Source organism: Microbacterium sp. CBA3102 (assembly GCF_007954505.1).
GTDB classification, from domain to species: Bacteria; Actinomycetota; Actinomycetes; order Actinomycetales; family Microbacteriaceae; genus Microbacterium; species Microbacterium aurugineum.
Window position 1 is genome coordinate 340,685 of sequence record NZ_CP042412.1, and the last position, 24,189, is coordinate 364,873.

21 protein-coding genes are annotated in these 24,189 nt (G+C 68.9%); 14 read left to right on the plus strand and 7 right to left on the minus strand.

Features of this window, described 5'->3' with window-relative positions; translation table 11 throughout:
* Window positions 1-1,005 (minus strand): LacI family DNA-binding transcriptional regulator, encoded by a 1,005-nt coding sequence (locus tag FGL91_RS01765; protein ID WP_047524277.1) that lies wholly within the window; start codon window positions 1,003-1,005, stop codon window positions 1-3.
* Between the two features lie 166 nt (window positions 1,006-1,171).
* Between FGL91_RS01765 and FGL91_RS01770 the strand changes: the two genes are divergently transcribed.
* From FGL91_RS01770 to FGL91_RS01790, 5 genes are all read left to right on the plus strand, one after another.
* On the plus strand, window positions 1,172-2,461 hold the full coding sequence (locus FGL91_RS01770) for an extracellular solute-binding protein (RefSeq protein ID WP_047524294.1): 1,290 nt from the start codon (window positions 1,172-1,174) through the stop codon (window positions 2,459-2,461).
* The gene (locus tag FGL91_RS01775; protein WP_052193815.1) at window positions 2,442-3,380 is read left to right on the plus strand and encodes a carbohydrate ABC transporter permease; all 939 of its coding nucleotides are present in this window, start codon (window positions 2,442-2,444) and stop codon (window positions 3,378-3,380) included. Before FGL91_RS01770 ends, FGL91_RS01775 begins: the two co-directional genes overlap by 20 nt.
* Window positions 3,377-4,249 (plus strand): carbohydrate ABC transporter permease, encoded by an 873-nt coding sequence (locus FGL91_RS01780; RefSeq protein ID WP_047524276.1) that lies wholly within the window; start codon window positions 3,377-3,379, stop codon window positions 4,247-4,249. Before FGL91_RS01775 ends, FGL91_RS01780 begins: the two co-directional genes overlap by 4 nt.
* Before the next feature lie 29 nt (window positions 4,250-4,278).
* Entirely contained in the window at window positions 4,279-6,606 is a 2,328-nt protein-coding gene (locus tag FGL91_RS01785; protein ID WP_153244643.1) for a beta-glucosidase family protein, read from the plus strand.
* 64 nt (window positions 6,607-6,670) lie between these two features.
* Entirely contained in the window at window positions 6,671-8,071 is a 1,401-nt protein-coding gene (locus FGL91_RS01790; protein WP_131492285.1) for a threonine/serine ThrE exporter family protein, read from the plus strand.
* Between the two features lie 33 nt (window positions 8,072-8,104).
* Here FGL91_RS01790 and FGL91_RS01795 read toward each other — a convergent pair whose 3' ends face one another.
* Complete coding sequence (locus FGL91_RS01795) at window positions 8,105-8,710, minus strand: flavin reductase family protein (protein WP_131492284.1); 606 nt, start codon at window positions 8,708-8,710, stop codon at window positions 8,105-8,107.
* A gap of 66 nt (window positions 8,711-8,776) precedes the next feature.
* On the opposite strand from FGL91_RS01795, the gene FGL91_RS01800 reads away from it, so the two are divergent.
* Window positions 8,777-9,478: an ArsR/SmtB family transcription factor gene (locus tag FGL91_RS01800; protein ID WP_153242901.1), complete on the plus strand. Its 702-nt coding sequence runs from the start codon at window positions 8,777-8,779 to the stop codon at window positions 9,476-9,478.
* Here FGL91_RS01800 and FGL91_RS01805 read toward each other — a convergent pair.
* Genes FGL91_RS01805 through FGL91_RS01815 form a run of 3 tightly spaced genes read right to left on the minus strand, consistent with a single transcriptional unit; the run spans window position 9,475 to window position 13,092 of the window.
* A complete protein-coding gene (locus FGL91_RS01805; protein WP_047524272.1) occupies window positions 9,475-9,771 on the minus strand; it encodes a hypothetical protein in 297 nt (98 codons plus the stop codon). The genes FGL91_RS01800 and FGL91_RS01805 overlap by 4 nt on opposite strands.
* Window positions 9,772-9,816: 45 nt before the next feature.
* The gene (gene ppsA, locus FGL91_RS01810) at window positions 9,817-12,201 is read right to left on the minus strand and encodes a phosphoenolpyruvate synthase (RefSeq protein ID WP_153242902.1); all 2,385 of its coding nucleotides are present in this window, start codon (window positions 12,199-12,201) and stop codon (window positions 9,817-9,819) included.
* A 48-nt stretch (window positions 12,202-12,249) separates the two neighbouring features.
* Window positions 12,250-13,092 carry a pyruvate, water dikinase regulatory protein gene (locus tag FGL91_RS01815; protein WP_416202661.1) on the minus strand — a complete coding sequence of 281 codons (843 nt, stop codon included), beginning with the start codon at window positions 13,090-13,092 and terminating at the stop codon, window positions 12,250-12,252.
* A 206-nt stretch (window positions 13,093-13,298) separates the two neighbouring features.
* On the opposite strand from FGL91_RS01815, the gene FGL91_RS01820 reads away from it, so the two are divergent.
* The 3 genes from FGL91_RS01820 (at window position 13,299) to FGL91_RS01830 (ending at window position 18,016) form a co-directional block, all read left to right on the plus strand.
* Window positions 13,299-13,511 carry a heavy-metal-associated domain-containing protein gene (locus tag FGL91_RS01820; protein WP_134352197.1) on the plus strand — a complete coding sequence of 71 codons (213 nt, stop codon included), beginning with the start codon at window positions 13,299-13,301 and terminating at the stop codon, window positions 13,509-13,511.
* Window positions 13,512-13,577: 66 nt separating this feature from the next.
* Window positions 13,578-15,896, plus strand: a complete 2,319-nt coding sequence (locus FGL91_RS01825; protein WP_153242903.1) for a heavy metal translocating P-type ATPase — start codon at window positions 13,578-13,580, stop codon at window positions 15,894-15,896.
* A complete protein-coding gene (locus FGL91_RS01830; RefSeq protein ID WP_153242904.1) occupies window positions 15,893-18,016 on the plus strand; it encodes a heavy metal translocating P-type ATPase in 2,124 nt (707 codons plus the stop codon). The genes FGL91_RS01825 and FGL91_RS01830 overlap by 4 nt, the downstream gene beginning before the upstream one ends.
* Before the next feature lie 84 nt (window positions 18,017-18,100).
* On the opposite strand, the gene FGL91_RS01835 is transcribed toward FGL91_RS01830, so the two are convergent.
* Window positions 18,101-18,394 (minus strand): hypothetical protein, encoded by a 294-nt coding sequence (locus FGL91_RS01835; protein WP_131492279.1) that lies wholly within the window; start codon window positions 18,392-18,394, stop codon window positions 18,101-18,103.
* On the opposite strand from FGL91_RS01835, the gene FGL91_RS01840 reads away from it, so the two are divergent.
* Window positions 18,393-19,100, plus strand: a complete 708-nt coding sequence (locus tag FGL91_RS01840; protein WP_131492278.1) for an HAD-IA family hydrolase — start codon at window positions 18,393-18,395, stop codon at window positions 19,098-19,100. The two genes, FGL91_RS01835 and FGL91_RS01840, sit on opposite strands and share 2 nt — an antisense overlap.
* 5 nt (window positions 19,101-19,105) lie before the next feature.
* Here the strand turns inward: FGL91_RS01840 and FGL91_RS01845 are convergent, their stop codons facing one another.
* Window positions 19,106-19,729 (minus strand): metal ABC transporter ATP-binding protein, encoded by a 624-nt coding sequence (locus FGL91_RS01845; protein WP_131492277.1) that lies wholly within the window; start codon window positions 19,727-19,729, stop codon window positions 19,106-19,108.
* 54 nt (window positions 19,730-19,783) lie between these two features.
* Here FGL91_RS01845 and aztB point away from each other — a divergent pair, with 54 nt between their 5' ends.
* From aztB to aztD, 4 genes are read left to right on the plus strand one after another with little or no spacing between them, the layout of a single operon-like run.
* On the plus strand, window positions 19,784-20,698 hold the full coding sequence (gene aztB / locus FGL91_RS01850; protein WP_131492276.1) for a zinc ABC transporter permease AztB: 915 nt from the start codon (window positions 19,784-19,786) through the stop codon (window positions 20,696-20,698).
* The gene (locus tag FGL91_RS01855; protein ID WP_131492275.1) at window positions 20,695-21,894 is read left to right on the plus strand and encodes an ABC transporter; all 1,200 of its coding nucleotides are present in this window, start codon (window positions 20,695-20,697) and stop codon (window positions 21,892-21,894) included. Before aztB ends, FGL91_RS01855 begins: the two co-directional genes overlap by 4 nt.
* Entirely contained in the window at window positions 21,891-22,811 is a 921-nt protein-coding gene (gene aztC, locus FGL91_RS01860; RefSeq protein WP_131492274.1) for a zinc ABC transporter substrate-binding protein AztC, read from the plus strand. The genes FGL91_RS01855 and aztC overlap by 4 nt, the downstream gene beginning before the upstream one ends.
* Window positions 22,812-22,861: 50 nt before the next feature.
* The gene (gene aztD / locus FGL91_RS01865) at window positions 22,862-24,058 is read left to right on the plus strand and encodes a zinc metallochaperone AztD (RefSeq protein ID WP_131492273.1); all 1,197 of its coding nucleotides are present in this window, start codon (window positions 22,862-22,864) and stop codon (window positions 24,056-24,058) included.
* The last annotated feature ends 131 nt before the right edge of the window (window positions 24,059-24,189 follow it).

Here is a 24,189-nt window from a genome sequence, read left to right on the forward strand (position 1 = left end):
CTACGTGCGGGCGATCGCCGCCGTGGTCGCCCGCACGACCAGCCTCGTCGGCAGGGTCACGTTCATCTCCTCGATGGGCTCGCCGGCGAGCAGCGCGAAGACCATCTCCGCGGCCACCGCCCCGAGGCGACGCATCGGCTGCTGGATGGTGGTGAGCGGCAGGGCTCGTCGGGTGGCCTCCGGCACATCGTCGAACCCGACCACCGAGAGGTCCTGCGGCACCCGGAGCCCGAGCTCGTGCGCGACCTCGATCACGGCGATGGCGGAGAGGTCGTTCGCGGCGAACACAGCCGTCGGCCTCTCCGGACCCGCCAGGAGGATCCTCGCCGAATCCCGCGTCGTCTCCAGCTCGTAGCGCCCCGCGCGGATCAGGTCGGGATCCACCGGGATGCCGGCGTCGGCGAGCGCACGCCGATAGCCGGCGTCACGCAGTCCCGCGGAGCGGAGGTCGGGACGACCGCCCAGGAAGCTGATCCGGCGATGGCCGAGCTCGAGGAGGTGGCGGGTCGCGGTGAGAGCCCCGCCGAAGCTGTCCGACTCGACCGTCGGCAGGTCGGCCCGGCCCGTGTGCGGGTCGATCGCGACCACGGGAATCTCGGCCGAGGCCCCCACGACGGTGGGCGTGACCATGATCGCGGCATCGATGAGCGTTCCGGAGAGGCGGCTGAGTGATCGGCGCTCCCACCCCTCGCCCTGTCCGTGCCGCGACCCGCTGTACGCGAGCAGATCGAAACCGGTGCCGTGCACCGCTGCGCCGACGCCCTTGAGGATCTCGGCACTGAACGGCTCGAAGTCGGCGAGGAGCACCCCGATCACGCCGGTGCGTCTGGCGCGCATGCTGCTGGCCACCAGGCTCGATTCGTAGCCGAGCTCCTGCACGACGTCGAGCACACGTCGGACCGTCTCATCCGCGATCCCGTAGCGTCCGTTGACGGCTTTCGACACCGTCGACACCGAGACGCCCGCCGCCTTCGCGACATCGTGGATCGTCGTTCTCCCGCTCATGATCGCCCAGCGTATCCGGCTGCGCGCCCGCCATGGAAACTGTTTTCGAAAACGTTTGACGAAAGTTCTCGACGACAGCAGACTGCAACGCGACGCGGTCGCACCTCCTGCCACCGCGGCGCCCGCAGAGACGCGCGGCGCAACTCTCGATGAGGAGAACGATCACATGAACAGCACACGGCGCTCCCTCGTGTCCCTCGCCACGATCGCCACGGTCGGAGCTCTCGCGCTCAGCGGGTGCACGGCCGGCTCGACCGACGACGGCGGAGACTCGGCGATGACCCTCTGGCACAACTCCACGACGGGACCGGGGGTGGAATTCTGGGAGCAGACCGTCGCCGACTTTGAAGAGGCGAATCCCGGCGTCACCATCGACATCCAGTCGATCCAGAACGAGGATCTCGACGGCAAGCTCCAGACCGCTCTGAACTCCGGCGATGCCCCCGACATCTTCCTGCAGCGCGGCGGCGGCAAGATGGCCGCGATGGTCAAAGCAGGACAGCTCAAGGACCTGACCGACTCGATCACGGGTGCCGCTGCGGAGGAGATCTCCGATGCCGCCTACTCGGCGAGCAGCCTCGACGGCAAGATCTACGCCCTTCCCGTGGCCGTCCTCCCCGGAGGACTCTTCTACAGCCAGGACCTGTTCGACGAGGCGGGCATCGCCGAGAACCCGACCACGCTCGACGAGCTCGAGGCCGCGACCGAGAAGCTCAAGAGTGCGGGGATCGATCCCGTCGCCCTCGGCGCGAAGGATGCCTGGCCCGCAGCGCACTGGTACTACTGGCTGGCCCTGCGCGAATGCAGCTCGGACACGCTCGCCCAGGCTGCCGATGAGATGAACTTCGACGACGACTGCTGGGTGCGCGCCGGTGAAGACCTGCAGGCCTTCGCAGCCACCGAACCGTTCAACTCCGGCTTCCTGACCACGACCGCGCAGCAGGGCGCCGCCAGCTCGGCCGGACTGATCGCCAACCACAAGGCGGCCATGGAGCTCATGGGCGCTTGGAACCCGGGCGTGATCGGCTCCCTGACGCCCGACCAGAAGCCGCTTCCCGACCTCTCGTGGTTCCCCTTCCCCGAGGTGGAGGGCGGCGAAGGCGAGCCGGGCTCGATGATGGGTGGCGTCGACGGGTACTCGTGCTCGGTCGATGCGCCGGATGCCTGCGTCGACTTCCTCAACTACCTGGGCACCTCCGAGGTGCAGACCGCCTACTACAAGGCGTTCAACGCTCCGCCGGTGAACACCGTCGCGCAGGAGGCCGTGACCGAGCCGTACCTGCAGGCCATCCTCGAGGCCTACAACGCCGCACCGTACGCCACGCAGTGGCTGGATACCGTCTACGGACAGAACGTCGGCAACGCCCTCAACGTCGCCGTCGTCAACATGCTCGCCGGTCAGGGAACCCCGGAGGACATCGTCAAGGCCGTCCAGGATGCCGCAGCAAAGGCATAGGGTCTCCGCCCGGCTGGAAGTGATCCTTCTGGCCGGGCCGGCCCTCCTCGTCTTCCTCGCCTTCGTCATCTTCCCGGTGCTGATGGCGGGCTACTACGGGTTCTTCAGCTGGCAGGGCTACGGCCCTCCGACCGACTTCGTCGGGCTCAAGAACTACCTCACGATCCTGCAGGATCCGCTGTTCCACGACGCGCTCGCGCACAACGGGTTCATCCTGGTCTTCTCGCTCGTCTTCCAGGGGCCGGCGGCGATCCTGCTCGCCCTCCTGCTCAACCGGCGGATGCGCGGTCAGTCGCTGATCCGCGTCCTCATCTTCATCCCCTACGTGATCTCCGAGGTCGTCGTGGGAACGGGATGGAGCCTGATGCTGCAGACCAGCGGTGCGTTCAACGACCTGCTGGAGAAGATGGGCCTCGGATTCCTCGCGAACGACTGGCTCTCGAATCCGGACATCGCGATCTGGACGCTGATGGTGATCATCACCTGGAAGTACGTCGGATTCGCGGTGATCCTGTTCCTCGCCGGGCTCCAGGGCATTCCCGAGGAGCTGCACGAAGCCGCCGCGATCGACGGCGCCTCGTACTGGCAGATCCAGTGGCGCATCACGCTGCCCCTGCTGGCTCCGACGCTGCGCATCTGGGCATTCCTGTCGATCATCGGCTCGCTGCAGCTGTTCGACCTGGTCTACATCATCTGGGGGCAGTACATCGCCTCCACCGCCGGGACCTCGACGATGGCGACCTACATGGTCTCCGAAGGACGCAACGCCGGCAACTTCGGGTACGGCAACGCCGTCGCGGTCGTGCTGTTCCTGATCTCGCTCGTCGTGGCGCTCGTCTACCAGCGCGCGGTGCTACGACGCGACACCGACGGCGCCCTGACCGGCGCCCCTGCACGGAAGAAGAGGACGACGCGATGACCGCCACCTCGCTACTCGTCACCCAGCGGCCGGGGCGCGCCCCGCGCGCGCGGCTGCCGTGGGCCAACCCGACCGTCTACTTCGTCGCACTGATCGTCGTCGGATTGATGCTCGCTCCGATCGCGTACATCATCATCGGCGGTTTCCGCACGAACGCCCAGATCACGACCGACCCGTCAGGGCTGCCGAGTCCGTGGCTCATCCAGAACTACCTCGACGTGATCACGGGCGGCATCTTCTGGCGCCAGGTGCTCAACTCGACCATCGTCGCCCTCGCCACCACCATCGGCGTGGTCGCCCTGGGGCTGATGGCGGCCTACGTGCTCGCCCGCTATCGGTTCGCCGGACGCGGAGTGCTCTACGCGTTCTTCGCCGCCGGCCTCATGTTCCCGCTGACCGTGGCCATCACGCCGCTGTACATCGTGGTGCGGAACCTCGGCCTGATGAACTCCCTCGGTGGGGTCATCCTGCCGCAGATCGCCTTCGCCCTGCCGACGACGATCATCATCCTGGTGCCGTTCCTCCGGGCGATCCCCGACGAGATCCAGGAAGCCGCGTTCATCGACGGATGCAGCAGGATCGGCTTCTTCTGGCGCATGGTGCTGCCGCTGTCGATCCCCGGCGTGATCACCACCGGCATCCTCGCGTTCATCGGCAGCTGGAACGGGTACCTCCTCCCGTTGTTCATCCTCAACGATGCGGCCTCGTTCACGCTCCCCCTCGGCGTGCAGTCGTTCGCCTCCCAGTACTCCGTCGACACCGCGAAGGTGCTGGCATTCACCTCGCTGTCGATGATCCCCGCCCTGATCTTCTTCAGCTTGTTCGAGCGCCGGATCGTGGGCGGACTGACCGGCGCCGTCAAGGGTTGACGATGTCGACCGAAGTTCCACAGAAAGAGATGGATGTGCTCTCCCCCACCCCCCGCCCTCAGCTCTCCGCACGCGTGGCGAGCCTCCTGGACCAGATGACGCTGGAGGAGAAGCAGGCACAACTCGTCGGCTTCTGGGTCGACCAGGGCAACGAACTCGTCGCCCCGATGGCCGGCGAGAAGCGGACGTCCACCCGCTACGAGGAGGCGACGGCTCACGGGATCGGTCACCTGACCCGCGTCTACGGCACGCGCCCCGTCGAGCCTATCGAGCGCGCGAGCTGGTTGTGGGGCGAGCAGGCGCGGCTGCAGCGGGAGACCCGGCTGGGGATCCCCGCTCTCGTGCACGAGGAGTGCCTGACCGGGCTCGCCGCGTGGAAGGCCGCGACCTTCCCGACGCCGCTCGCGTGGGGAGCGTCCTTCGACCCGGATCTGGTCGAACAGGTCGGGCGAGCGATCGGATCGTCGATGCGTACCCTCGGGATCCATCAGGGTCTCGCGCCGGTGCTGGATGTGATCCGCGACCCGCGGTGGGGACGCGTCGACGAGTGCATCGCCGAGGACCCGCTGCTGGTCGGAACCGTCGGAACCGCCTATGTGCGCGGCATGCAGGCGGAAGGTGTGCACGCCACGCTCAAGCACTTCGTGGGGTACTCCGCCTCTCGCGCCGGCCGCAACCACGCTCCGGTGTCCGCCGGTCGTCGCGAGGTGGAGGACGTGCTCCTTCCGCCGTTCGAGATGGCGGTACGGGAAGGCGGTGTGCGCAGCGTCATGAACTCCTACAGCGATATCGACGGCGTGCCGGTCGCCGCGGATCCGTACTACCTCGATGAGGTGCTGCGCGAACGCTGGGGGTTCGACGGAGTCGTGGTGTCCGACTACTTCGCCGTCGATTTCCTGCGCACCATGCATCATGTCGCCGCCGACTCCGCCCAGGCGGCCGCGCTCGCGCTCACCGCGGGAATCGATGTGGAGCTGCCTTCCCCCGACGCGTACACGACGCTCGCCGCACAGGTGCGCGACGGGTCTCTGCCGGAGAGCATCCTGGATCGGGCCGTCGGGCGCGTGCTCACGCAGAAGGAGGAGCTGGGCTTGCTGGACGCGGACTTCACCGATCCGCCGCGCGAGGTCGACCTGGATTCGCCCGAGCATCGTGGACTCGCCCGCCGTCTGGCCGAGGAGTCGCTCGTCCTCCTGAGCAATGACGACATCCTCCCGCTCGACCCGTCCGCGTCGCCGCGTATCGCGGTCATCGGACCGAATGCCGACAGCGCCGAGGCGTTGATGGGGTGCTACTCCTTCGTCAACCACGTGCTCGCCCACCACCCCGACGTACCCGCCGGCATCGCGCTGCCGAGCGTGCTCGACGCGCTCCGGGCGGAGCTCCCCTCGGCGACGATCACCCACACCGTCGGCTGCGTGGTCGACGGCGAGGACCGCAGCGGTTTCCCCTCGGCGATCGCGCAGGCCACCGAGGCCGACGTCGCGATCGTCGTGATCGGCGACCGTGCCGGGCTGTTCGGACGCGGCACGGTCGGCGAGGGCAACGACGTCGACTCCCTCGACCTCCCCGGCGTGCAGCGCGCGCTCGTCGAGTCGATCGTCTCCACCGGCACCCCGGTGGTGGTCGTCGCTCTCACCGGCCGCCCCTATGCCCTGGGCTGGGCGCTCCCGCCACGGGCGACCGCTGCCGGGACGAACGCGGGTCTCGGGTCGGTCAATTCCCCCGCGCCGGCCGGCCGGACATCGCCGACGGAGCAGCCTCCCCTGCCGGCCGCCGTCCTGCACGGGTTCTTCCCCGGGGAGGAAGGAGGCGCGGCGATCGCCGCCGTGCTGAGCGGACGCGTGTCCCCGTCCGGTCGCCTGCCGGTGTCCCTCCCGAGATCCGCCGGCGCGCAGCCGTACTCTTACCTGCACGCTGCCCTCGGAGGACGCACCGATGTGACGAGCGTCGATCCGACGCCCGTGCGTCCCTTCGGATTCGGGCTCGCCTACACGACGTTCGAGCACCGGGAGCTGACGGCGGACGAGACCGTGACCGCGGGGCAGACGTTCCAGGTCACCGTGCGCGTGCGCAACGTGGGCTCCCGCGAGGGCACCGACGTCGTGCAGCTCTACGCGCACGACGAGGTCGCAAGCGTGGCCCGCCCCGTCGCGCAGCTGGTCGACTTCCGCCGGGTGTCCCTGGCACCGGGTGCGGAACAGGTCATCGAGTTCGCGGTCCCCACCGAGCGCCTCGCCTTCACCGGCCTGGACGGCGTGCGCCGCGTGGAGCCGGGGAGCATCCGACTCTGGGTGGGGTCGGCCTGCGACGACGTCGAGACCTCCGCCACGATCGACATCACCCCTGCTCCCTGACGGGCGGGCGGTCCGATCGCGGCGCGCCCGTGACGGATCGCCTCCCGGACGGGAGAATGGAGACATGTCCGCGAGATCCCGCCGGCCGCTGCTCACGTCGGTGCGCCGCCTGCTGCACACCGATCCCTCGGCCGTCGCGGCCACCGAGGCGATGCCCGTCATCGACGAACGCACGGTACCGCGGGTGCTGGACCTTGCGACCCGTATCGGCGAGTCGATGTTCGCGGTCGGGGCCTCCGCGCACGAGGTGACGCTCGCGATCATCCGCGTGTGCGACGCCTATGGGATGAAGGGCGTCCAGGTCGACGTCACCTACAACTCGATCACGGTGTCGTTCCACCTGAGCGGCGAGGTCTGGCCGGAGACGCTGGTCCGCGTGGTGCGGGTGACGGCTCCGGACCATGCGAAGCTCCAGCGGGTGCAGGCCCTGGTGGCGGACATCGACGACGGACTCGACCTCGAATCCGCGCGCGCGACCTTCCGGGCGATCCGACGGGTGCCCTTCCGCTATCAGCAGCCGGTGGTCATCGTCGCGCGGGCTCTGCTCGCCGTCGGGGTGAGCATCATGCTCGGCGCCTCCCCGATCATCGTCGCCCTCACCTTCGTCGCGGCGCTCTGCGCGGCGCTGACCCAGGCGGCTCTCGCCAGGATCCGGGTCCCGTTGTTCTTCAGCCAGATCGCCGGTGGCTTCGTGACGACCGGGGTGGCGGTCGTCGTGTCGGCTCTCGGCGCCGCGGGGGTCGAACCCTTCGTCGGCATCCGCCCGTCCATCATCGTGGCCTCGGGTATCGTGCTGATGCTCGCCGGACTCACCGTGGTCGGGGCGGCGCAGGACGCGATCGACGGGTTCGCGCTCACCGCCGGCGGACGCATCCTCGACCTCACGATGCAGACGCTCGGGGTCGTGATCGGGATCCTCGTGGGCCTCGAGCTGGGCAGTGTCCTGGGCTTCACGATGGACCTCCCCGACGACCCCGCGCCGTTCGGCCCGCTGCTGAACCAGTTCGCCGGTGCGATCATCGTCGCCATCGCGGTCGCCGTGTTCAACGGCGCCGGGATCCGGATCATCCTGGTGAGCGCACTGCTCAGTGCCGTCACGCTCGCGGGGTATTCGGCATCCATCGCCCTGAACCTGCATCCCGCGGCGGCGAGCGCGGTCGGCGCACTGCTGGCGAGTTTCCTCGGCATGCTGATCGCCCGCAACCTGCACGTGCCGTCCGTCGCGGTGACGACCGCGGCGATCGTTCCCCTCGTCCCCGGTGTGGCCGTGTTCCAGGGTCTGCTCGAGATGGTGCACGCGGCCGGTACCTCGACCGGGATGCTGTACGCCGGAGGTTCGCTCATCGATGCTGCGGTGATCGGCATCGGTCTCGCCTCCGGAGCCTCCCTCGGGTTGTACCTGGGCACTCCGTTGCGCGCGACCCTCGCCAGCGTCGCGAAGACGCGCGCCCGCGTCCGCCGCTGATCCCCACCCGTCTGGGAACCCGAGCCGAACGGCTCACCGCTCCGCGCGGAAGTTGACCCCGACCCGCTCGCCCTGCGCGAAGTAGTGCCGGAACGTGTAGTACATCGGCTTCCAGGCATCGACGTCGACGTAGGAGGTCCCCGGCACCGCCAGCGCCTGATGCACGTGTGTGCGCAGGACTTTCGCATGGACGATGGTGGCGTCGCCTTCCTCATCCAGCGGCGTCAGGTTCGTGACACGAGCCTCCATCTGCACGGGGCACTCGGCGATCCGCGGCGGCCCGACGATCCCACTCGGCCGTGGAGTGAACCCGCCGAGCGTCCACTTGTCCGGCTCGAATCGGTATTTGTCCCGCTTGGGTGCCGGGACGTCCGCAACCCCCGTGGTGTCGGCGATCCTCTCGACCGACTCGCACAACCGAGCGTCGGGAAGGTTGATCACGAGTTCGCCGTTGTCGCGGAGATTGCGCATCGCCTTGCCCCCGTTGCTCAGTCCCAGGACGTAAGTGTCGCCCAATGCCCATGCGGACGAGATGGGCGTGATGTTCGCGGTTTCGTCGCCGGCCTTCGCCGTGGTGAGCAGGGCCACAGGGGTGCCGAAGTAGAACACGGAGGGTTCGATCGCCAGAGTCGAGTTCATGAGGGCAAGTCTGTGGCTCGAAACGTTCGGGCTGGACCGAACGGTGCGGGCGATAAAATCCTCGACATGGAGGGGACGAGCAGCCCGGAGTTGGCGGCGACGGCCGCCGTCTTCGCCAACGAGGCTCGCGCGTCGATGCTGTTGCTCCTGCTCGATGGAAGAGCATGGACGCTCACGGAACTGTCCAGGGCCGCCGACATCGCTCGGTCATCCGCGAGCGAGCATGCCGACAGACTGCTCGATGCCGGTCTCGTCGAAGAAGTGCGCCAGGGACGACACCGCTACCTCAGACTCGCCGACACCCGAGCCGCTGACCTGGTCGAGGCACTCGCCGCATTCTCCGGTCGTGTCCGGCCCGCCACGCCGTCGCTCGACGCCCAGCACCGTGACCGCGCCATCAAGGAGGCTCGTACCTGCTACCGCCATCTCGCGGGCAAGCTCGGTGTCGCACTCGCTGACGGCATGCGCGCGACAGGCTACATCGAGTCCGATTTCTCACTCACCCCGGCCGGACGGACCTGGGTGGCGTCCCTCGGGATCGAACTGCCGACGAATCCGAGGCGCGCTCTCACCCGCCCGTGCCTCGATTGGACGGAACGACGCGAGCACCTCGCGGGGCTGGCCGCGGACATGCTGCTCGCGACGTTCACGGAGAACGCCTGGATCGAGCGCGTTCCCTCCAACCCCCGCGCCGTGCGTCTCACCGCAGCGGGGAGCGAAGGTCTCGCAGACCTGCTTCCGGGAGCCCCCTTCCGCCGCGTTCCCTAGCCGAGCTGATCGAGGACGAGCTCGCCCCGGGCGTTCAGGTTCTCCATCATGCGTTCGATCCGCTTCGAGTCGATCGCCGGCATCTCCGCGTGGTCGAACGCGAGGCTCAGAGGGATGCTGGGGTGCATCCAGATCGTGAGCCGGCCGGCCGGGTTCTTCTCCTCCGGCAACCAGGTCATCATGAAGCTCTCATGACGGCGAAGCTTCGTCCCGATGACGATCTTCAGATGCGCCAGCGTCTCGTCATCGACCTCGATCGGAGGACGAGAGCTGTTGTACTCGAGGGTTCCCATGACCTGAGACTACTCGTGTCGACCGACACGGACGCCCCGGCGCGGTCAGGGAACCGGCACGGTCTGCGCGGCGAGCCGCAGCCAGGTCTCCACGACGGTGTCGGGGTTGAGCGACATCGACTCGATCCCCTGCGAGACCAGCCACTCGGCGAGATCGGGATGGTCACTCGGGCCCTGACCGCAGATTCCGACGTACTTCTCCGCACGGCGGCACGCCTTGATGGCCATCGAGAGCATCCGCAGCACGGCCGGGTCGCGTTCATCGAAGGTCGAGGCCACCAATCCGGAGTCGCGGTCGAGTCCGAGCGTGAGCTGGGTCATGTCGTTCGAGCCGATCGAGAAGCCGTCGAAGTACTCGAGGAACTCCTCGGCGAGCACGGCGTTCGAGGGGAGCTCGCACATCATGATCACGCGCAGTCCGTTCTCGCCCCGTCGCAGGCCGTTCTCGCTCAGCAGTTCCGTCACGGCCGCCGCTTCACCGAGGGTGCGCACGAACGGGACCATGATCTCGACGTTGGTGAGACCCATCTCGTCCCGCACGAACCGCAGCGCCTCGCACTCCATGTCGAAGCACGCTCGGAAGTCCGGAGAGATGTAGCGGGAGGCGCCGCGGTAGCCGAGCATCGGATTCTCCTCCTGCGGCTCGTAGAGCTCCCCGCCGATGAGGTTGGCGTACTCGTTGGACTTGAAGTCGCTCAGCCGCACGATGACGGGTTCCGGCGCGAATGCCGCGGCGATCATCGACACCCCTTCCGCGACGCGACGCACGAAGTACTCCCGAGGAGACGCGTAGGCCGCGATGCGCTCGGAGATGTCGGCACGCAGGGACGTCGGCAGCGATTCATGGTCCAGGAGCGCGCGCGGGTGGATGCCGATCTGCCGGTTGATGACGAACTCGAGTCGCGCGAGCCCGACGCCGCGGTTGGGCAGTTTCGCGAAGGCGAACGCCTGATCGGGAGTGCCGACGTTGAGCATGATCTTCGTCGGGCTCTCGGGCATCGCGTCGAGACGCGTGATGATCTCCTCGAACCCGAGCATGCCCTCGTAGACGAAGCCGTTGTCCCCCTCGGCGCACGACACCGTGACCCGCTGCCCGTCGCTCAGAACGGTGGTCGCGTCACCCGTGCCCACGACGGCGGGGATGCCCAGCTCGCGCGCGATGATCGCGGCGTGACAGGTACGACCACCGCGGTTCGTGACGATGGCGGAGGCGAGCTTCATGATCGGCTCCCAGTCGGGATCCGTCATGTCGGCGACCAGCACGTCCCCGGGCTGAAAAGCGTCCATCTGCGCGAGCGAGGTCATGACCCGCACCGGTCCGGCTCCGATCTTCTGCCCGATCGCGCGACCGACGGTGATCACCGTGCCCGACTCCTCGAGCACGAACCGCCGCATCTCCTTGCCGTCGGCGCGGGAGACCACCGTCTCCGGGCGGGCCTGGAGGATGTACAGCCGTCCGTCGATGCCGTCCTTGCCCCACTCGATGTCCATCGGGCGCCCGTAGTGCTCCTCGATGACCAGGGCCTGCCGTCCGAGTTCTTCCACCTCGGCATCGGTGATGCTGAAGCGGACGCGCTCGGCGGCGGGGACATCGGTGAAGACGGTGCTGCCGCCCGCGTGCGTGCCGTCGGCGTAGACCATCTTCACGGCCTTCTCGCCGACCGAACGCTTGAGGATCGCCGGCCGTCCCTCTCGCAGGGCGGGCTTGTACGCGTAGAACTCATCGGGGTTCACCGCCCCCTGCACGACTGCCTCGCCCAGACCGTAGGAGCTGGTGATGAACACCGCACGATCGAATCCGGATTCGGTGTCGACCGTGAAGAGCACGCCGGAGGCCCCGACATCGGAGCGGACCATGCGCTGGATCCCCGCCGACAGCGCCACGTCGTGGTGGTCGAATCCGTGATGCACCCGGTAGGCGATCGCCCGGTCGTTGTAGAGCGACGCGAACACGCTGCGGATCGCGGCGAGGATGTTGTCGATGCCGCTGATGTTGAGGAACGTCTCCTGCTGGCCGGCGAAGGAGGCATCCGGCAGGTCCTCCGCGGTGGCACTGGATCGCACGGCCCAGGAGACCGACGCGGGCTCGGGATCGGAGTCGACGAGCGTGGCGTAGGCCGCACGGATGTCCTGCTCGAAGGCGGCCGGGAGCGGCTGCTGCTCGATCCACTCGCGGACGGTGGCGCCGACCCGCGCGAGTTCGGCGACATCCGTGACGTCGAGCGCTTCCACGGTGGATCGGATGCGTTCGTAGAGTCCTCCCTCGGCGAGGAAGTCCCGGTAGGCGTCGGCCGTGGTCGCGAAGCCGCCGGGCACGCTCACCCCGGCTCCGGAGAGGTTCGAGACCATCTCGCCGAGGGAGGCGTTCTTGCCTCCGACCTGGGCGACGTCGGCCATGCCGATCTGCGTGAACCAGAGGATGTTCGTCATGTGATCTCCAGAGAGTGGGGCGTCGTGTGCGAGGGGTGGAGACCGCGATCAGCTGCGCAGGCGCATGGACTGCATGATCACGGCGGACATCTCCTCCACGGATTTCGTGGAGGAGTTGAGGAAGGGGACGCGGTTGCGCCGATAGAGGTCTTCCGCGCGGCGGATCTCGAGCGTGCATTGAGCGAGGCTGGAGTACACCGTGTCCGGCCGCCGCTCGTGACGCACCTGACTCAGCCGGAGCGGGGTCGTCGTCAGCCCGAAGCACTTGCTCGCGAACCGTTCGACCGTCGCGGGCAGCCCGTCGGACGGGAAGTCGTCGTCGGTGAGCGGGTAGTTCGCCACCAGCAGTCCGTACTGCAGGGCCAGGTACATGGTCGTCGGGGTCTTCCCGCACCGGGAGGGCGCGATGATGATCACGTCGGCGATGTCGAGCGCCCGCATGCTCTGGCCGTCGTCGTGCTCGATCGCGTACTCGACCGCCCGCATCCGGGCGAAGTAGCGCTCCATGTCGCCGACGCCGTGATACTGGCCCAGTTGTTCGGAGGCCGCACTGCCGAGGGAGGCTTCGAGCTCCCGCAGATGCCCGCCGAGGAGGTCGATCACGACCGCGCCCGACGCATGGAACTCCGCGAGGATCTGCGCGGACTTGACGGTCGTGAAGACGATCGGAGCAGCGCCCGCCGGGCGGACCCGGAGATCGCCGATCACGGCGCGGGCGCCGTCCACCGAGTCGACGAAGGGCACGGTGTGGCGGCGGAAGCGCGCACCGGGGAAGTTCGCCAGAAGGGCGTTCCCCAGGGTCTCGGCGGTGATACCGGTGCTGTCCGAGACGAAGTACGCGTCCCGGACCTCGGCACCGGTGTCATCTCCGAGCACGCCGGCCGGAAGCACGGGCGATGAGGGCTGGCTGGTCGAAGGGTCGGACACGTTCCTGAGCCTAGGAAAGTAACCACCTTCATCATGAGTTCTTCCCGAGAAAGAATGAGCGAATTTACTCGGAGGGCAAGCCGGATCCAGGGATGCGGAATACCCCGGATGGGTATATGGTTATGGTGATCCAATACCCCATAGGGGTACGCCAGAGAATGGGAGAGGCAATGACGACCAACGAGTACCAGGTCACCGGGATGACGTGTGGGCACTGCGAGATGTCGGTCCGCGAAGAAGTCGCCGAGGTTCCCGGGGTCGACGCGATCCAGGTCAGCGCACAGACGGGCAAGCTCGTCGTCACGAGCACCGACGGCGTGGACGACGCTCAGATCCTCGCCGCTGTGACGGAGGCGGGGTACGCGGCTGTGCGCACGGCGTGAAGGCCGACACCACGGGCACAGCCTCTCGCTGAGCCCACCGACGACGATCAGGAGAAGGATAGGACCATGAGCACATCAGCACTTCCGAGCATGGGATCGGGCGTCGAGCTCGAGATCGGCGGGATGACCTGCGCCTCTTGCGCCATGCGCATCGAGAAGAAGCTGAACAAGCTCGACGGCGTCGTGGCGACCGTCAACTACGCGACGGAGAAGGCGACCGTCTCGGTCCCGGACGACTACGACGCAGCGCTCCTGATCGCCGAGGTGGAGAAGACCGGGTATTCCGCAGTCGTCGCTGCCCCACGGGGGAAGAGGAAGGACGCGGCCACAGGCGGCGACACCGACGACACCGATCCTGAGCTGCTCTCGCTGCGCAACCGACTGATCGGCGCGATCGTGCTGACGGTGCCCGTGATCGCGATGGCCATGATCCCCGCGCTGCAGTTCACGTACTGGCAGTGGGCCTCGCTCGCGCTGGCCGCCCCGGTGATCACGTGGGCGGGCTGGCCGTTCCACAAGGCCGCGTGGACGAACCTGCGCCACGGAACGGCCACGATGGACACGCTCATCTCGATGGGAACCTCGGCCGCCTTCCTCTGGTCGCTGTACGCGCTCTTCTTCGGCACCGCAGGCATGCCGGGGATGACGCATCCGTTCGAGTTCGCACTGGCTCCCTCCGATGGGGCGGCGAACATCTACCTCGAGGTGGGTGCCGGCGTGACGATGTTCGTCCTCGCGGGGCGCTACTTCGAGAAGCGGTCGAAGAAGCAGGCCGGCGCGGCTCTGCGCGCGCTCCTCGAACTCGGCGCGAAAGAGGTCGCCGTGCTGCGCGGCGGTGCAGAGACGAGGATCCCGGTCGAAGACCTCCAGGTGGGCGACGAGTTCGTCGTGCGACCGGGCGAGAAGATCGCGACCGACGGCCTCGTGGTCTCCGGGACGTCGGCCGTCGACGCCTCGATGCTGACCGGTGAATCCGTGCCGGTCGAGGTGGCCCCGGGCGACAGCGTCACCGGCGCGACCACGAACGTCGGGGGGCGGCTCGTGGTCCGCGCGACCCGGATCGGCGCGGACACCCAGTTGGCACAGATGGCCAGACTCGTCGAGGACGCGCAGACCGGGAAGGCGGAGGTGCAGCGTCTCGCCGACAGGATCTCCGGGGTGTTCGTCCCGATCGTGATCGTGATCGCCCTCGTGACGCTCGGTGGCTGGCTCGTCGCGGGGTTCCCCGTCGCCGCGGCATTCACGGCGGCGGTGGCCGTCCTCGTGATCGCGTGCCCGTGCGCGCTCGGGCTCGCCACGCCCACGGCCCTGCTGGTCGGGACCGGTCGAGGGGCGCAGATGGGCGTGCTCATCAAGGGCCCGGAAGTCCTGGAATCCACCCGCCGGGTCGACACCGTGGTGCTCGACAAGACGGGAACGGTCACCACCGGCAGGATGACCCTGGTCGATGTCATCGTGGAGCCCGGCACCGACCACGCGACGCTGCTGCGGCTGGCCGGGGCGGTGGAGGATGCCTCGGAGCATCCGATCGCGCAGGCGATCGCCGCGAGTGCCACCAGGGAGGTCGGCGCACTGCCCACGCCGGAGGAGTTCACGAACCTCGAGGGAAGGGGCGTGCAGGGCGTCGTCGAAGGCCATGCCGTGCTCGTGGGACGCGAGTCGCTCCTCGCCGAGTGGTCGCAGACACTGAGTCCGGGCCTCTCCTCGGCGAAGGTCAAGGCCGAGGGCGAGGGCAAGACCGTCGTCGCGGTCGGCTGGGACGGACACGCACGCGGCATCCTCGTCGTTGCGGACACGATCAAGCCGAGCAGCGCCGAGGCGATCGACCACTTCCAGGCGATGGGGCTGACCCCCATCCTGCTCACCGGGGACAACGAGACCGTGGCACGGCAGATCGCGGCGGAAGTGGGGATCACGGAGGTGATCGCGGAAGTCCTCCCGAAGGACAAGGTCGACGTGGTCGTCCGGCTCCAGCGCGAGGGCAAGACGGTGGCGATGATCGGCGACGGTGTCAACGACGCCCCCGCCCTCGCCCAGGCCGACCTCGGACTCGCGATGGGCACCGGCGCGGACGTGGCGATCGAGGCATCGGACATCACGCTCGTCCGCGGTGACCTCCGCAGCGCGGTCGACGCGATCCGCCTGTCGCGCAAGACGCTCGGAACGATCAAGACCAACCTGTTCTGGGCCTTCGCCTACAACGTCGCCGCCATCCCGGTCGCGGCGCTCGGCATGCTCAACCCCATGCTCGCCGGTGCAGCGATGGCACTGTCGAGCGTGTTCGTGGTCGGCAACAGCCTGCGCCTGCGCGGGTTCACGAGCGTCACGCGACGAGGACGCTCCCGTCGAGCCACCCGCCCCGCTCTGAGGAAGGATCACGCATGAACGAGCCGCACGCGCACCAGGACGCACAGGCCCCCACCGCTGTCGACTCCGGGCACACGGGGCACGAGGCCCCCGAGGGACACGGAGGGCACGGCGGACACGGAGGACACGGCGGTCACGCGGGTCACGGTGGTCACGCAGGGCACGGTGATCACGTCGGGCAGTTCCGGCGCCTGTTCTGGATCAACCTCGTCATCGCGGTGCCCGTGGTGGCGTTCTCTCCGATGTTCGCGATGCTCTTCGGGTACGACGTCCCAGGCTGGGCGCAGTTCGTCGCTCCGGTGCTGGGCACCGTCATGTACGTCTGGGGCGGCTGGCCGTTCCTGACCGGCGCCGTCAGCGAGCTCCGGACCCGCACGCCGGGCATGATGCTGCTCATCGGACTCGCCATCACCGTGGCCTTCTTCGCATCCTGGGGCGCGACGCTTGGACTGCTCCACCACGAGCTCGAGTTCTGGTGGGAGCTGGCGCTCCTGATCGTCATCATGCTCCTCGGACACTGGATCGAGATGCGGTCGCTCGCGCAGACGACGTCGGCCCTCGACTCGCTCGCCGCCCTGCTGCCCGACGAGGCCGAGCGGGTCGAAGGGGACACGACCGTCACGGTCTCCCCCGCGGAGCTCGCCGTCGGCGATGTCGTCGTCGTCCGTCCCGGCGGGAGCGTCCCGGCCGACGGCCGCATCATCGACGGGACCGCCGCGATGGACGAGTCGATGGTGACCGGCGAATCACGTCCCGTCACGCGGTCCACCGGCGACACCGTCACCGCGGGCACCGTCGCCACCGACTCGGGCCTTCGGGTGGAGATCACCGCCACGGGCGACGACACCGCCCTCGCCGGCATCCAACGGCTGGTGACGGAGGCACAGAACTCCTCGTCCCGTGCGCAGCGCATCGCCGACCGCGCCGCCGCGCTGCTGTTCTGGTTCGCGCTGCTGTCCGCCGCGCTCACCGCCGTGGTGTGGACGGTGGTGGGAAATCCGGACGCGGCCGTGGTCCGCAGCATCACCGTGCTGGTCATCGCCTGCCCCCACGCCCTCGGGCTCGCGATCCCGCTGGTGGTGTCGATCGCCACCGAGCGGGCCGCACGTGGCGGCGTGCTGATCAAGGACCGACTCGCGTTGGAGAGCATGCGCACGGTCGACGCCGTCCTGTTCGACAAAACGGGCACTCTGACCAAGGGCGCTCCGACGGTCACGGCGATCGAGCCGACCGGTGAGGTGGACGCCGATCGGCTGCTCGTCCTCGCCGCCTCCGCCGAAGCGGACAGCGAGCACCCCCTGGCCCGGGCGATCGTACGGGCAGCCGAGGAGAAGAGCCTCACGCTCGCTCCTGCATCCGGATTCACCTCGTCCCCGGCGGTGGGTGTCACGGCGTCCGTCGACGGTGCAGAGGTGCGTGTCGGCGGCCCGAAGCTCCTCGATGAGATCGGCGCGCAGGAGATCGCCGCCGCGGACGTGTGGCGCGAAGAGGGAGCCATCATCCTCCATGTCGTGCTCGACGGCCGCGTGGTCGGCGGACTGCGACTCGCCGACGAGATCCGCCCCGAATCCCGCGAGGCCGTGGACGCCCTCCACCGTCGGGGCGTCGAGGTCGTCATGATCACCGGGGATGCGCAGGCTGTGGCCGAATCGGTGGCTGCCGAGCTCGGCATCGACCGGGTCTTCGCCGGGGTGCGCCCCGAGGACAAGTCCGCCAAAGTCGCGGAGCTGCAACGCGAGGGCAAGAAGGTGGCGATGGTCGGCGACGGCGTGAACGATGCGCCCGCACTTTCGCAGGCCGACGTGGGCATCGCGATCGGGGCGGGGACCGACGTCGCCATCGCCTCGGCCGGCGTGATCCTCGCGAGCTCCGACCCCCGCTCGGTGATCTCCGTGATCGAGCTGTCGCGCGCCACGTACCGCAAGATGAAGCAGAACCTGTGGTGGGCGGCGGGCTACAACCTCGTGTCGGTGCCCCTCGCCGCCGGAGTCCTGGCGCCGATCGGATTCGTCCTGCCGATGTCGGTCGGAGCGATCCTGATGTCGTTGTCGACGGTCGTCGTCGCGCTGAACGCCCAGCTGCTGCGTCGGATCGACCTCGCCCCCGACGCGCACACCCGGTCCGTCGGCGACCGCTGATCCGTCCGAGGGGACGCCACGAAGCGTCTGACGAAGGCAACCCGCGGGCGGATCATGCACCCCGCCCCGGCGTTCGCCGCGGGGTCAGCCCTCCACGTACTCCTGGCGGACTCTGCCTTCGGTCGCCAGCTCGATGTATCCGAAGTCATGGTCGGAGTTGAGGATGACGGCGTCGTTGGCGACGGCGTACGCGGCGATGAGACAGTCGAACACTGCTGCGGCGCGCACGAGCCCCCTCTTCCACAGTGCCTGCTGGATATCGAGGACATCCTGCTCGGCGGGATGCTCCCATGCGGGAAGCAACCCCTCCATGTCTCGGCGCAGCTCCGCTGGAGCGCGGCGGAACAGTCCGCGCCCCGAACGTGTTCTCTTCTGCATGACCGACGGATCCCGTGAAGTGGCGCCGGAGCGCGTCGTGGCCGTGTTCGACGTGTTGGGCACTCTGGTGAATCAGGCGGAAGGTCTCCGACGCCGAGTGGAGGCGACGACAGGCCTCGACCGCGAAGAGACGACCGCGATCGTCGACGAGTGGCTGAGCGGAGTGGCCGAACAGGAGCAGGCCATCGTCCGTGGTGAACGCGTTTTTGCGACCAGCGACCAGCTCGACGCCGAAGTGCTGGAGCGGCTCGCCTCCCGAAGCGTCCTTCCCGTCACAGCCGTCCCCGCGCTCGTCGGCGCCTCCGCTTTCAGCCCGCCCTGGGAGGACTCCGCCGCGGGTCTGCGCTCCCTCGCCGAGGTCGCCACCGTCGTGGGATTGTCGAACGCGAGTCGTCGGGTACTGACCGGCTTGAGCGTCCATGCAGGTTTCCGCTGGCACCAGGTGCTCTCGGCGGAGGACGCCGGCACCTACAAGCCGGCCGCGGAGATGTACGAGTTGGCGATGGCGAGCGTCCCGGCGAGCGGTCGTCCCCCGTTCATGGTCGCGGCCCATGCGTGGGACCTCAGAGCGGCGCGGGATGCGGGCCTGCGCACGGCCTACGTGCCTCGGCCCGACGCCGAACCCCCTTCCCCGGGCGAGCGGTTCGACATCCACGCCACCAGCCTCGCGGACCTCGAGAGGCGCCTGCGGGCGGAGACGGAGTAGGTCGCTCAGACCACTCGCCCGCGCTCCAGCCGGATGACACGGTCGGCGGCGAGCACGGCAGCGTCGTCGTGGGTGACGGTGCACACCGCGACGCCGCGAGCGGCCTCTTCCCGAAGGATCTCCTGCATCCGGGCAGCACTCTCGCGATCGAGACCGGCAGCCGCTTCGTCCAGCAGCAGGACGTCGGGCTCACACACGATCCCCTGCGCGAGGAACACCCGCTGCCGCTGCCCGCCGGACAGCTCCGCCAACGGGCGGCCCGCGAACTCCGACATCCCGACACGATCGAGAGCCTGCTCCACCGCTCGACGCGCGGTGGCGCGGGAGAGGCGTCGCCCTCGCTTCCACGTCCCGATGCGCACCACATCCGCCGCTGACACGGGCAACGCATCCGGCACGGCAGGACGCTGCACGACGAGCGCGAGGGTCCCCCGGCGGCGCACCGCACCCCGCCGAGGGACCTTCACACCGGCGAGGATCTCGATCAGTGTCGACTTGCCCGACCCGTTGTGCCCGGCCAGAGCGACGACCTCCCCGGACCGGACATCGACCGTGACGGAGTGCAGCACGTCATCGTCGGAGTACCCGAAGCACACGTCACGCGCGGACAGCGCAGAGCTCTCATCCATAGTCTCAGCCTAGCAATTGATAATCATTCTCATTCTCATATAGAGTCTCCTCCCGTGCCCTTCCTGCTCGAACCGTTCGCCGTGGAGTTCTTCGTCCGTGCCCTGTGCGGCGGAATGCTCGTGGCCGTGATCTGCGGGGTCGTGGGCACGTGGGTCGTGATCCGCGGCATGGCTTTCCTCGGCGAGGCGATCGGCCACGGAATGCTGCCCGGCGTCGCGCTCGCCACCGTGGTCGGCGCCCCGGTCCTGCTCGGCGCGGCTCTGAGTGCTGCCGCCATGAGCGCTGCGATCGGCCTCCTTCAGCGACGGGGCCGGCTCTCGTACGACACGAGCATCGGTCTGCTGTTCGTCGCCATGCTCTCGCTCGGCGTGATCATCGTCTCCCACTCCCGCAGCTTCGCCACGGACGCGACCGCTCTGCTGTTCGGCGACATCCTCGCCATCCGCCCCGACGACATCGCGATGCTCCTCGTCGCCGCCGTCGTCACGGTCGGCGTCGCGTCCGCATTCCATCGCTCCTTCGTGGCGACGGCCTTCGATCCGCGCATCGCCCGCACGCTCGGGTTGCGCCCCCAGCTCGCGCACGTGGTGCTCGTCGCCCTCGTGACGCTCGCCGTCGTCGCGTCATTCCAGGCCGTGGGCACGCTCCTCGTCGTCGGTCTGCTCCTCGCCCCCGCCGTCGCCGCCCGGGCGTGGACGACGCGGATCCCCACGACCATGCTCGGGGCCTCCCTCGTGGGCGCCGCAGCCGTCCTGATCGGGCTGTTCGCCTCCTGGCACTTCGCGGTGGCGGCGGGGGCCTCGATCGCCACCGCGGCCGTGCTGCTGGCCGCTCTCTCCGCAACGGCACGTTCGCTTCTGACCCGCGCCGTTCGTCGGCACCATCCCGTCGAGCACCCCGAATCCGCATCCCCGCGACCCGCATCGCCCGATGCTCCTGCCGTCGCGCTCCCCGAAAGGACCCGATGATTCCCCGCCCCCTCCGGCTCCTCCCCGCCGCCCTGACGATCGTCGCGCTCAGTGCGTGCGCCTCTGCTCCGGAGAGCTCAGCGCCTGCGACCCCGGCGTCCGGAGACGGCCACGGCGCGATCGCCGGCGCTGAGGAGGTCGCCGAGCCGCCTCTCGGCCTGCTGTCCATCGATGCCGCGGGGAACGCCGCCGTGCTCGACCTGCGGACCGAGGAAGCGATCACCCTCGACCGCACGGCAGCTCCGTCGGCGCTCGCGAGCGATGGACGCTACGGGTTCGTGACCACGGAAGAGGGCGTGGAGGTGCTCGACTCGGGCCGATGGAGCTGGGATCACGGCGACCACTTCCACTACTACCTCGCCGAGCTCGCGCTTCTGGGCACGGTCGCCGGCGAGGGCGTCGCCACCGTCGTGACGGGCCCGCTGTCGACGGCCGGGGCCACCGGCGTGTTCTTCGGCGGCAGCCGCGAGGCGGTGCTGCTCGACAACAAGGCACTCTCCGAAGGACGGCTCGATGAGCTGTTCCGCATCGAGATGAACGCGGACACCGGCCTGGTCGCCCCGATCGGAGAGGGCGCACTCGTGGCCGTCGACGACACGCTCATCTATCACGACAGCGACGGCGAGCCCGCGGAGTCCCCGGTCGACTGCGCCGACCCCTCGGGAGCGATCACCACCCGCGTCGGACTCGTCGTCGGCTGCGCAGACGGTGCGGTCCTGGCGGCCTGGCAGGACGCGGGCCTCACCGTCGAGCGCATCCCCTACCCGTCAGGCGCCGTCGAGCGCGCCCTGTCGTTCGACGGCCGGAAGGGTCGTCCGACGGTCGCCGCCGTCGCGGGCACGACCGGCTTCTGGCTGCTCGATTCCCGGGAGCGCACCTGGACCCTGGTGCCCACCGAACGTCCGCTGACGCACGTCGTCGCCGTGGACGACGCCGAGGGGCATGTGGTCGCCATCGACATCGACGGGCGGATCGTCGTGCATCTCGCCGACGGCGGTGCGCTCGTCGGCGCCACTGATCCTCTGCTCGCCGACGGCGGCGCCGCTTCCTCGCTCACCGTCGACGAGCAGCGGGCCTACGTCAGCGACCCGGCCGCCGGCGTCGTACACGAGGTCGACTACGCCGATGCCGCCCGCGTCGCTCGTTCCCTCGAGACGCCCACGGCTCCCGCATTCGTCGCGGAGGTCGGGCGATGAGGCCGCTGCGTGCGTCCTCCCTGCTGATCGCGACGACCGTGGTCCTTGCCGGCCTCGCGGGGTGCACCGGCACGGCGGCATCGGATCGACCGCAGATCGTGGTCACCACGAACATCCTCGGCGACGTCGTCGAGAACCTCACCGGCGATGCGGCCGAGGTCACCATCCTGATGAAACCGAACGCGGACCCGCACTCGTTCGAGATCTCCGCCCAGGAGGCCGCACGGATGGATGGCACCGACCTGCTCGTGACGAACGGACTGGGCCTCGAGGAGGGGCTCCAGCAGCACATCGATCGCACCGCAGCCGCGGGAGTCCCGACGGTCGTGGCCGGCGACGTGATCGACGTGCTGCCCTACAGCTCCGAAGACGCGAACGGGGCGGACGATCCGCATTTCTGGACCGATCCGGCGCGCATGGTCGATGTCGTGGACGCGGTGGAGGAAGCGCTGGCCGAAGTGGACGGGATCGACGTCGCGCAGGTCCGCAGCAATGCCGAGACGTATCGCGGCGAACTCGCCGAGCTCGACGAGGAGATGTCGGCCGCCTTCGCCGCGATCCCCGTGGAACGACGAGCACTCGTGACGAACCACCACGTCTTCGGCTACCTCGCGGACCGCTTCGACTTCCGCCTCATCGGTGCCGTGATCCCCGGGGGCACGACCCTCGCCGCGCCGAGCGCTGCCGACCTGCGCGATCTCACCGACGCGATCGACGAGGCAGGAGTCCGCACGATCTTCGCCGAATCCTCGCAGCCGGACCGACTCATCCAGGTGCTGGCCTCCGAGGCCGACGTCCAGGTCGAGGTCATCGAGCTGTTCACCGAGTCCCTCACCGAGCCCGGCGAGGGCGCCGACACCTACCTGACGATGATGCGCGCCAACACGGACCGCATCGCCGACGGACTGACCCCATGAATGGACCCCGACCGGGGCCCGATACGAGAGGAAACACAATGAAGCGACACATGAGGATGAGTGCCGCTGTCGCGGCGCTGGCAGGCGTCTCGCTGCTCGCCACCGCCTGCGCCGGCGGTGCGGGCGGAGCAGGCGACACCGCGCCCACGGACGAGAAGTCAGGCACCACCGCGGGCGAGACGGGACGCGTCGCGATCTCGTACCCCGGAGGGATCGCGGTGCTCGACCCCGAGACGCTCGAGGTCGTCGACGAGTTCGAGACCGAGGAGTTCACCCGCCTGAACCCGTTCGGCGACGGCCGCACCATCGCCGTCACCACCTCCGCAGGGTTCCAGATGCTCGACACCGCCGAGCCCGCCCTGACCGACGCACTGTTCGAGGCGACCGCGGCCGGGCACGTCGTCATCCACGGCGAGGACACCGTGCTCTTCGACGACGGCACCGGAACGACCACGATCGTGCCGACCGACGGCTTCGCCGACGGCTACGACGCTCTCCCCGAGACCACGACGTACACCGCCGATGCCCCGCACCACGGTGTCTCGATCGTGCTCGAGGACGGTTCGCTGCTCACCACGGTCGGCGACGAGACGTCGCGCACCGGGGCCAAGGCCTTGCACGCACACGACGACCACTGGGACGAGGCCGCCGTCAACGCCGAGTGCCCCGGCATCCACGGGGAAGGCACCGCGGCCGAGGAAGCCGTGATCTTCGGTTGCGAGAACGGTGCACTGCTGTTCAAAGACGAGGCCTTCACGAAGCTCGCGGCACCGGACGCGTACGGCCGCATGGGCAACGCCTTCGTCTCGGAGACCAGCCCGATCGTCGTCGGCGACTACAAGAACGACCCGGACGCGGAGGGCTACCTGCTGAATGCCGTCACGCTGATCGACACCGCCGCCGAGACGCTCGATGTCGTCGAGCTGCCTGCCGAGGTGCAGTACACCTTCCGCGACATCGCACGCGGCCCCGGCGACCTCGCCTACATCCTGTCGACCGACGGGCAGATCCACGTCCTCGACCCCGAGACGGGCGAGCTCACGGAGTCCTACCCCGTGATCGAGGCGTGGGAGGGTCCGGCCCAGTGGCAGGACGCACACCCGGCGATCAAGGTCGACGGCGACATCGCGTACATCACCGAGCCCGCCGCGAACAGTGTGCACGCCGTGGACCTCACCACCGGGGAGATCATCGCCTCGGTCGAGCTCGACCACACCCCGAACGAGATCGCGGTGGCCATCGGCTGACCCCCGCGTTCGCGCGCACCGGCGGGCAGGGCGTCCTCATCGGACGCCCTGCCCGCCTCGTCGAGCGCATTCATCGTGCTACGTTAACTGGCGTACCGCATCCGGTGGCGGCCTTTCCCTTTGATATTCGG